This window comes from Psychroserpens mesophilus, assembly GCF_000826645.1.
Taxonomy (GTDB): Bacteria; Bacteroidota; Bacteroidia; order Flavobacteriales; family Flavobacteriaceae; genus Psychroserpens; species Psychroserpens mesophilus.
Genome location: NZ_JXJP01000039.1, coordinates 1 through 9,390, shown reverse-complemented (window position 1 = coordinate 9,390; position 9,390 = coordinate 1). Strand labels below are relative to the sequence as shown.

General features: G+C 29.8%; 11 protein-coding genes. All 11 read left to right on the top strand.

Annotated elements, in window-relative coordinates; genetic code table 11:
- Nucleotides 1–181, top strand: a 181-nt coding sequence (locus TD18_RS17465; protein WP_040254779.1) for a hypothetical protein, incomplete at its 5' end; no start/stop codon positions are given.
- 169 nt (nucleotides 182–350) lie between these two features.
- On the top strand, nucleotides 351–755 hold the full coding sequence (locus TD18_RS16255; RefSeq protein WP_040254777.1) for a hypothetical protein: 405 nt from the start codon (nucleotides 351–353) through the stop codon (nucleotides 753–755).
- Nucleotides 756–872: 117 nt separating this feature from the next.
- Nucleotides 873–1,520, top strand: coding sequence for a hypothetical protein (locus TD18_RS16250; RefSeq protein WP_152611405.1), 648 nt, complete (start codon nucleotides 873–875; stop codon nucleotides 1,518–1,520).
- A gap of 232 nt (nucleotides 1,521–1,752) precedes the next feature.
- The gene (locus tag TD18_RS16245) at nucleotides 1,753–3,060 is read left to right on the top strand and encodes a hypothetical protein (RefSeq protein ID WP_040254774.1); all 1,308 of its coding nucleotides are present in this window, start codon (nucleotides 1,753–1,755) and stop codon (nucleotides 3,058–3,060) included.
- 143 nt (nucleotides 3,061–3,203) lie between these two features.
- On the top strand, nucleotides 3,204–3,728 hold the full coding sequence (locus TD18_RS16240; protein ID WP_040254773.1) for a hypothetical protein: 525 nt from the start codon (nucleotides 3,204–3,206) through the stop codon (nucleotides 3,726–3,728).
- A 142-nt stretch (nucleotides 3,729–3,870) separates the two neighbouring features.
- Nucleotides 3,871–4,635 carry a hypothetical protein gene (locus tag TD18_RS16235; protein WP_040254771.1) on the top strand — a complete coding sequence of 255 codons (765 nt, stop codon included), beginning with the start codon at nucleotides 3,871–3,873 and terminating at the stop codon, nucleotides 4,633–4,635.
- Nucleotides 4,636–4,782: 147 nt separating this feature from the next.
- Nucleotides 4,783–5,451, top strand: a complete 669-nt coding sequence (locus TD18_RS16230; RefSeq protein ID WP_040254769.1) for a hypothetical protein — start codon at nucleotides 4,783–4,785, stop codon at nucleotides 5,449–5,451.
- Nucleotides 5,452–5,624: 173 nt separating this feature from the next.
- Nucleotides 5,625–6,329: a DUF6090 family protein gene (locus TD18_RS16910; RefSeq protein WP_052461233.1), complete on the top strand. Its 705-nt coding sequence runs from the start codon at nucleotides 5,625–5,627 to the stop codon at nucleotides 6,327–6,329.
- 311 nt (nucleotides 6,330–6,640) lie between these two features.
- Nucleotides 6,641–7,519: a hypothetical protein gene (locus tag TD18_RS16220; protein WP_052461232.1), complete on the top strand. Its 879-nt coding sequence runs from the start codon at nucleotides 6,641–6,643 to the stop codon at nucleotides 7,517–7,519.
- 162 nt (nucleotides 7,520–7,681) lie between these two features.
- Entirely contained in the window at nucleotides 7,682–8,368 is a 687-nt protein-coding gene (locus TD18_RS16905; RefSeq protein ID WP_052461231.1) for a DUF6090 family protein, read from the top strand.
- A gap of 154 nt (nucleotides 8,369–8,522) precedes the next feature.
- The gene (locus TD18_RS16210) at nucleotides 8,523–9,257 is read left to right on the top strand and encodes a hypothetical protein (protein ID WP_040254767.1); all 735 of its coding nucleotides are present in this window, start codon (nucleotides 8,523–8,525) and stop codon (nucleotides 9,255–9,257) included.
- Nucleotides 9,258–9,390 lie beyond the last annotated feature (133 nt).

Genomic DNA, 9,390 nt, shown 5'->3' with positions numbered 1-9,390 from the left:
AAACACCTTATCTTCTGCTCATGTTAATAGAGCATTAAACCACATTGGAAAAAATAATTGTAAAGAGGCCAAAACTGATATAATTTATATCTATAAAAATTATCGAGATGTAGAAAATATAGAATATCACATAAAAGATTTAGCTGAAAAAATGAAAAACTGTGTACAACAACGTGTATAACTAATTGCTTGGTCTGTGTGTACTCGGAAAATCCTAGCGGATTTTCCTAATGGTTAGTTTCTTTTTGCTAACTTAGTTCTAGCCAACGCAACTAGCCATTACACGAACACGTTGTGTGTAATTTACACGCAACCTTTTTTAAATTTCTGCATCTACACTAATAAAAGCTATGTTAAAAAAAATATTAATTACAGTTTTAGTAATATTTGGAATAACTTCTTGTAATAAAGAGGAAATTGACAATAAGAGTGTAAACTTTGCAGTATGCGATGGTATTAAACAAATTAAAGAAGTCGTTATAAATAATGTTACTGTTACAGAATTAGATACAAATAATCAAATAGGTTATATAATAAGAGCAACTGTTAGTAATAAAACAGATTCTGAAATCCTTGACGGTAGAGTTATTGTAACTTTTTTTGCAAACAATAATCCTATGAACTACAATATTACTGGAGAATGCAATAACCTTCTGCCCAACTCAAGTTGCGAATTTTTTAAATTTGTACCTATAATGCCAAACGAAAATATTGATCAAAATCCAGTAGTTGCTTGTTATTATTATGAACTTTAAATAGTTACATTTATTAAAACAAAACTACACACAACAACGTGTAAAGTTAATTGCTACTTCTCTATTCCATCGGAATAATAATTACAAAAACTTTAGTACATTTACTTAAGAAACATTTTGTTAAGTTTAGCCTTGCGTTTTGTTTCCAAACGGAATTTTCGCCAAAAAAGGCTCAGCCTAACGCCAAAACGCAAGGCTAAAATCCCGCAACAAACCTTACACAAACTCGTTACCACACATTTGAGAATAACAGCAAAACATATAAAAGAAAATTATTTGATTTTAATAATTAAGCTTTCTATTGTGTGCATATTTATCTTCTCTTTGATTTATGGAGTTTCGAATACAATTGACCACTACTACAATCTTGGAGACTTGAATGCAAACAAATTAACTGAATATATACAAATTGCTACGAACAATTATTATTTAAGACCTTCTCTTATTTTGTTAATTCCAATTATTGGAATTTTCACAAATAGAAAAATTGGTTGGATTTTAATTCTATCCTATTTCTATTTTCTAATTGCGAACTTAGCTTTTCTTGCGACATTTACCGAAATAACGAAAAAAAGCATAATTGCTCTGTATGTTTTCGGATTCTTACTCTTGCTCGTGATCATAATACTTATGAACAAAAAGAAAATTAGTAATAATATTTATGGAATTGAGAAAACGGAATTGATTAATAAGAATGTTATCGCTTCTTCGATCGGAATTTCAATAGCGATAATTTTAGTTATGATTAAAGGGAATGGAATTTAAAAAACGTGTGGTAACAACGTGTAAAGTTAATTGCTACTTCTCTATTCCATCGGAATAATAATTGCAAAAACTTTAGTACATTTACTTAAGAAACATTTCGGTAAGTTTAGCCTTGCGTTTTGTTTCCAAACGGAATTTTCGCCAAAAAAGGCTCAGCCGAGCGCCAAAACGCAAGGCTAAAATCCCGCAACAAACCTTACACAAACACGTTGTAACCAATTAAAGAAAAAGCATGAGTAAGGAGTTTTTCAATTCAGAAAAAGATATGCAAAAATGGTTAAGTGATGAATTTTCTAAGGAAAAGAACTTAACTGATCTTATTCTGAATGTTGAAGAATTTGAAAAATACGAACCTAACTGTTTAGCTTCTAAAAAAATATTTCAAAGTTTCTCACATTCTTTCAAATCTTTGGATAATACATCAGTAATTTCCGAAGATGAAAATATTTCATTCAAAAAAGGAGACTCTTTAAAACCAGATTTTTTACTTTATGCACTTGAAACCGAAAGTGTTGTAATAGTTGAGATAAAAAATTCGGGACATGCTACAAGAGAAGGAGGTACAGAATTAGGAGCATATGCAAGTGAGGTAAAATCTTATGTACCATTTATTTCAGATGGCGATATTGTGAACGTAATAATTTCACCTGAATGGCCAACATTAATTAGACATTATATTTTTCATGAAATTTTTTGGGTTCAAAGAAATGTGATTTGTCTTGAACCTATAAAAAGTAATGGTGAAATAAAATTAAATATACTTGACATAGATTCTATCATAGAAGATAACATCTCATTAAAAATTGGATACCAACATCTTGGTGGATATCAACTATGCTTATATGACCACAACTTATATAAAGAACCTGATAACAGAACCAGATTAGATCCTCATATAGAACAAATGAATACTGCAATTAGTGCTATGGCAACTAAAGGGAATTCACAAAGAAATCATGGATTTGCATTTCTTTGGAAAGATAATTGGGATTTAAGTCTTGCGCCTTATAGTATAACAATAATAAATTTTTCACCATTTCAATCCCTTGAAAGATTATTTCATGATGAAGATTTCGAGCCCAATTCAATTACAGAAAAATTTGTAGATATTCTTAAAGATTTTGATCCAAATGGTCATGGTGAATCTTTAATTTCCATAACCCAAACAGGTAGAGAGTTTTTAGAAGACTTTTGTGCACCTAGAATGGAAGGTTTTCATACATGGGATATACTCAAAGAAACAATGCTAAGTAGATCAGATCTAATTTCATTTCATTCTTGGGGTGTTTTTGGCGAGTTATATTCTGATAAATTACTGGAAAAGTATAAAGAAGGTGATTTCAACCTTAAATCTAACAACCCTGAATTAGGTCTTGAATTACTTGATGAATTAATAGACCCAGACTATGAGTTTATTAATCTTGCATATTATGATTATGATCCTGATGAAGATGAAAATGGATTTTTTTTAAAAGATTTAGAGGGATTAAATGAAGAAAATAATGATTTTGGAAACGAAGATGAAGACATTCCTTTCTAGTATAACTGGTTACAACAACGTGTATAGCTCATTGCGGCTGAATTCCTAATCGGAATTCATTGCAATTTGCTATCTTTAGGTTACGGCGGAAAATCATAGCTGATTTTCTGCAACGAGCCATACACAAAACCGTTAGCTGTAATATGTCTGAAACGACCAGAATAGAATATTTAAAGCAAAAAAAAGCTGAATATGAAAATCGAGTTAATCTTGAAAAAAAAGAAAATACTCTGAATCAATTTTTGGCGGAATTAAATATTATAGAATCCGAATTAGTAAAAATTACAGATTTAGATATTAATATAGAAAATATTGCTAATCCAGCTCTGATTGACAAACCTGAAAAACCAATTTTTACGGAATTAAGATTTAAAACAATTGATGAAGAATCAAACGTAAAAAGCGAAATTAAAAAATGGGTTTTGGATCAAAAAACAGAAAAAATTTTAATCAAGAATCAACTACTGATTGATAAAACGGATTGGTTAGAAATAAATGCGAAATCTTTAATCCAGAATTTTGATTTACTTTTTGATAAACTGAGTATATTATATACTTTAATTTTCTCACCTGAAAATGGAAATTTTATGAACCTATTTGAATTTGAATTTGCCGTGACTATTTATAAAGGGAACTTAAAAGGAAAAGAAATAAAATACTACAGCTAACAACGTGTATAATTCATGCTTTAATTAAACTTCATTGGAAAATTCATATATTTAATCATCTGATTTGCTACATCTGAAAATCCTACGGATTCTCAGCCGCACAAATCATACACAAGCACGTTGTAAACAATTTTATTTTGAAATGACAAAAAACTTACTATCCATTCTGATAATTCTCAGTGTTTTCGTAACGCACGCTCAATACGAATGGACTCCTGCCAAGGTTATTTTAAAGGATGGACGAACATTTCGTGGTTTGGTCAAGTTTCCAATGCATTCTGGCGGCATGGTTTCTATTGGAACTACTAAGTTCAAATACAAGAAAAACAGAAAATCTTCTACCATAAAATATGGCAGTGAGGAATTGGATAAAGTGATATTTGGTGATGAACAATTTGCAATTGCTGAATATCAATATGTTCCAATATCTAATAACAGATATGTTTTAATGGAACTAATTGTTAGCGGAAAAGCAAAATTATACGCTAGAGTTGTTTCTCTTGAACACAATTCTTTTAATGGAGCTTATCCTAATCAATCAACTACAACTACTCAATATGATGTCACAATTCCAGCTCCACTGAACACAACTGACAATAAAAGACTAAGCACAACTACTCAATATAATGTCACAATTCCTGCTACACAGAACAGTGCTGATAATAATCAATTAATGATTCCACAGCCGATTAACTATATTGATCAAAATTATCAATATTTTGTGCTAAGAAATGGCGAAAATAAAGCAACATGCATCGTAAATCCGCGAAAACCTGATAACTTCACATACCAAACAAAACAATATTTTTCCGATTGTCAAGATATTTTATCTTTTATAGAGAGTGAAATTTATGAACCCAAAAATTTAATAGAATTGATTGAAGATTATAATTTAATCTGCGAATAAAACAGTTTACAACAACGTGTATAATTAATTACTGCTGATTTACCTATCGGAAAATCCTTGAAATTAATTAACTTAGTCCTTATCGGAAAACGACTAACGCCCTTTTCCGTAACTAATCATTACACGAACACGTTGGCATTAATTTGAATGAAAGAAATCCTAAAATCAATAATTCGTCCAATCTTTTTTGGTTTTGCATTTTATTTGTTCATCCTTTTAGGATACAACACTAATTTCATATCGAATGACTCAATTCGAACTTGGACAACAATAATAGCTGGAACCTTATTTATCTATTTAATTGTTTACGCAGCAATTAATAAAAAAGAAAGTTTCGGAATTAGCGCAATCGGATTTTACATCACGCATATTTTATTTAGTATTGGATTACCTATTTTCTTAATTATTAATCAAGTTTTTTTTACTAATCATATTAAAAACGAACCACAATCCATGTTAGAAAAAGATAAAATAGAATTTGTTTCCAATCCAATAGATTGCAATAAAATAAAATATGGGACTTTCATAAATGGAATCGATACTATTATTCGATACTCAGAAAACAATAAAGATTTTGAACTTATTAAAGCTATTGGATTGGAAGACAAACTAAATCGGATTAAATGGCTTGACAGTTGTTCCTATGTTAGAATAATAAATAATGGTTCTATGAAAGAATTCATACAATTAGGAAATATAAAAAGTGGAGAACATCAAATGTATGAGAAACCTGCTATAACACACAAAATGTCCGAGGAACACATAACAACATTAACTGAATTAAAAAAAACTAATGCCAACAACGTGTATAATTAATTACTGCTGATTTACCTATCGGAAAATCCCTTGAAATTAATTAACTTAGTAACTTATCGGAAAACGACTAACACCCTTTTCCGTAACTAATCATTACACGAACACGTTAGCCTTCATTAAAACCAACCACTAAATAAATGATAAAATTCTTTAGAAAAATAAGATACGACCTTATGGAAAAAAATAAAATAGGAAAGTATTTAAAGTATGCTATTGGTGAAATTATTTTGGTAATGATAGGTATTCTTTTGGCTCTACAAATTAATAATTGGAATAACAACAGAATAGAACGCAAACTTGAATCGAATATATTAAGTGAAATTCAAATAAATCTTGAAAAGGATGTTATTAACCTTAATTCAAAGATTAGGTTTAATGAAAATCAAATAAAACATAATACAGTAATTTTGGAACATTTAGTTCGGAAAACACCATTAACTGATTCGTTAAGATTTTCTTATGCAAGATTATCAGGTAGAGGCACATTTGAACCAATAACTGTTGCCTATGAAAACCTAAAATCTAAAGGGATTGACATTATTCACAATGACTCGCTTAGAATTGCCATTTCAGAATTATACGATTTCAAGTATTTTTATGTCACTGAAGATTTAAGAATGGATTATGAGCCAATAAAGAATTTGCATATGAGTGAAATCTACAAGAATGTCAAGTCAGTATTTAGCGATGGCAAAAATCAAAGACTGTCAGAACCTGTGAACCTATCGGAAGCACAGAATAATATTTACTTTCAAGAAGCATTAAAACGAGCTATTACGTTCTATAATTGGATGAACCATAATTATGATAGAGCAATAAAAGAGAATAAGGATGTTCAGGAACAAATTAAAGCCGAATTGGTTCAAAGAGAGAAATAACGAAAGGCTAACAACGTGTATAATTAATTGCTACTATAAGTTATGCAGAGAAATTTCATCTACAATTTGTATATTTATGTTATCGGAAAATATACAAGTCAACGCCTTGCTATTTTCCTCCAGCGGATTTTTCGCCAAAAGTGGCTCATCCGAAGCTAAAACAGCTTCGGCTCAATCCGCAACATAATCATACACAAGCACGTTGGCAGTAATTATTTACTCATTCCCTAAATGATATTCTTGATTACCTAATTAACGTTGCGATTTACTTCATTTTAAAGATATCTTTGATTGAACATAACTTTTAACCTATGAAAAAGAAAATTCTTTCATCATTATTATTTCTTCTAACGTATTTAAGTGGATACTCTAGCTCTCAAGAACCAGATTTCATAATTTTTCAAAACGATACAATTCGAACTTACAATTTAATTTTGGAATCATATTTACATAGATATATTCCTAAAAAAACCGAAAGATTATTTGGTTTTTCCTTCAGAGATGGAGCAAGTCCAAATTGTTGGAGAGGATATCAAGCAATTTATAAAATTGAGAATGATAGTTTGTTTTTAGTTAATATAATTGATTGTCATGAACTTGGTAGTGGTTCCATCGACATCAAGAAATCTCGCAAAAAAATGAAAAGAATATTTGGAAACAAATTAAAAAATGGCAGAGTTTTCGTGAATTGGTTTAATGGAACCCTAAATTTTCCAATTAGGGATAAAATGCTTCGATATGATCGAATTTTCTACAGAATTTTTGAAGAAGAAACGATAATTGACATTTTCAATGGTAAAGTTTTAAGTCACTATGATGTGAAGAATTATGTTGACAAACCTAACGGAATAAATCGAAGGTATAAAGACAAAATCACTGATATTATTTTTGAAGAATTAATTAGAGATAGTTGGATTAATAATAAGGATTACGATTGTTCAGAAACTTATACTATAACGATAGATGCTATGGGCAAAGTAAGTGAAGTTAAACTATTCGTAAACGATGAAGACCAAGGATTGTTTTTCAATCCTGATGAATATCATTATTGTATTGATAAAATAACGAATGCACTCAAATTATTAAAGTTCGATATTATTAAAGACAAAGGAATCCCAATTTCAGAAGATGTATACTTAGAAATTTGGATTAAAGATGATGGAACTATTGAAAATTGGACAAAAGAATAACAACTGCCAACAATGTGTAAACGCAATAACTACTGAATTCCCTAGCGGAAATTCAGTCTTTTTAACTAAATTAGCTAAGTCAGTGGAAAAATACTAACGCTTTTTCCCGTTACTGACGCTTACACAAACAAGTTGTGCTTCATTATCAGAAACCACTAACCAATGATAAAGTTCTTTAGAAAAATTAGACAAAAAATGCTGACTGAAAATAAATTCAGTAATTATTTGATTTATGCAATCGGAGAGATTTTTCTTGTTGTTATTGGAATACTCATTGCTCTACAAATTAACAATTGGAATGAATCAAGAAAACAATCCATAACTGAAAAAGAATTTATCACAAGCTTAAAAAATGACTTGAAACAAGATAAAGCTTTTATTAAGAGAGTAATAAAACTCAACGAACCGAGAATCGTAGCCTATGAAATCCTGAATGACAACTTACAAAATCTTTATAATAACGATAGAAAATCTTTAGACTCTATATTCAAAATTTATTTCAGAAGCCAACGGACATTTTATCCTATATCTGGCTCGTATGAATCAGCTGAATCAGGAAATCAAATATCTATTTTTCAAAATAAGAAATTAGTTCAAAAAGTAGTTAAATTATATAATTCAACTTATGATAGGTTGATTGATAACGGTCGGATTTTAGACGAGAGATGGGATTTTTTAAGTAAAAAATATAGCTATGAAAGAAGGACGGGAAAATTTCGTGAAATGACGCCGGAACAATTGACTGAATTTCTAAATGACGTTTATCATCATTTCAAGCAATTGGAATGGTATCTAGAATCATTAAAATTGGCAATAATGGAAATTGATGAAATAAATACAGAAAAATAACGAAAGCACAACAACGTGTATAATTAATTACTGCTGATTTACCTATCGGAAAATCCCTTGAAATTAATTAACTTAGTGCTTATCGGAAAACGCCCCATGTCCTTTTCCGTAACTAATCATCACACGAACACGTTGTAGCCAATTAAACCAAAACATGAACAAAAAAATTCTCTTACTACTAATTTTATGTTCCATTTATACATTTGGACAAGAAACTGCAAAAATTGAAATTGATAATCCTGCTCCGAGAGTTGGACAAAAAGTGACTATGTCAATTAGTCTTGATTTCTTTACAGAATATGTGAAAAATGAGTTAGGAGATAATATCGAATTAACCAAAGAAAATTCTATACACGGAATACAGTCAAGAGGTTTTGATAGAGTTATAATATTTCAAGAAGCGAAAAAATATAAAGTTGGACCTTTCGAATTTGAATTTAATGGTAAAAAACACAAAACTAATTCTATTGACATAAATGTATTTCCAGAGTTACCGTTTGAAAGCGGTTTATGGTTAAGACTTACCGAATTTAATGGTCAAAAATATCTAATCTTAGAACAACTTATAAGCAATGTATCCAATAAAAAAGATAATGAAAATGATTCAGGTTATTCACATACTATTGGAGGTGTAAAACCTGATGGAATTGAATTTGCTGAAATAAAAGAACAATTAACTGATGAGTTAGAATTAAGCAATTATAGTTCTTCATCATATGGCTTAAGACCTGATGATGCAGGCTTATTTGATGTAGGTTTTTCTTATTCAATCAAAAAATATAAAGTAAAATTTAATGAGAATTTCAAGAATAAATACATCCTAACTTTAGAGGACATTATAAACTTACCAGAAAATCATCAGATAGGAGAAATAATATTGGAAAACTAACTGGCCACAACAATGTGTATAATTAATTGCTCAGTCTGTGTGTACTCGGAAAATCCTACGGATTTTCCTCTGGTTCGTTTTCTTTTGCTAACTTAGTTCCAGTCAACGCAACTAACCATACACAAATACGTTG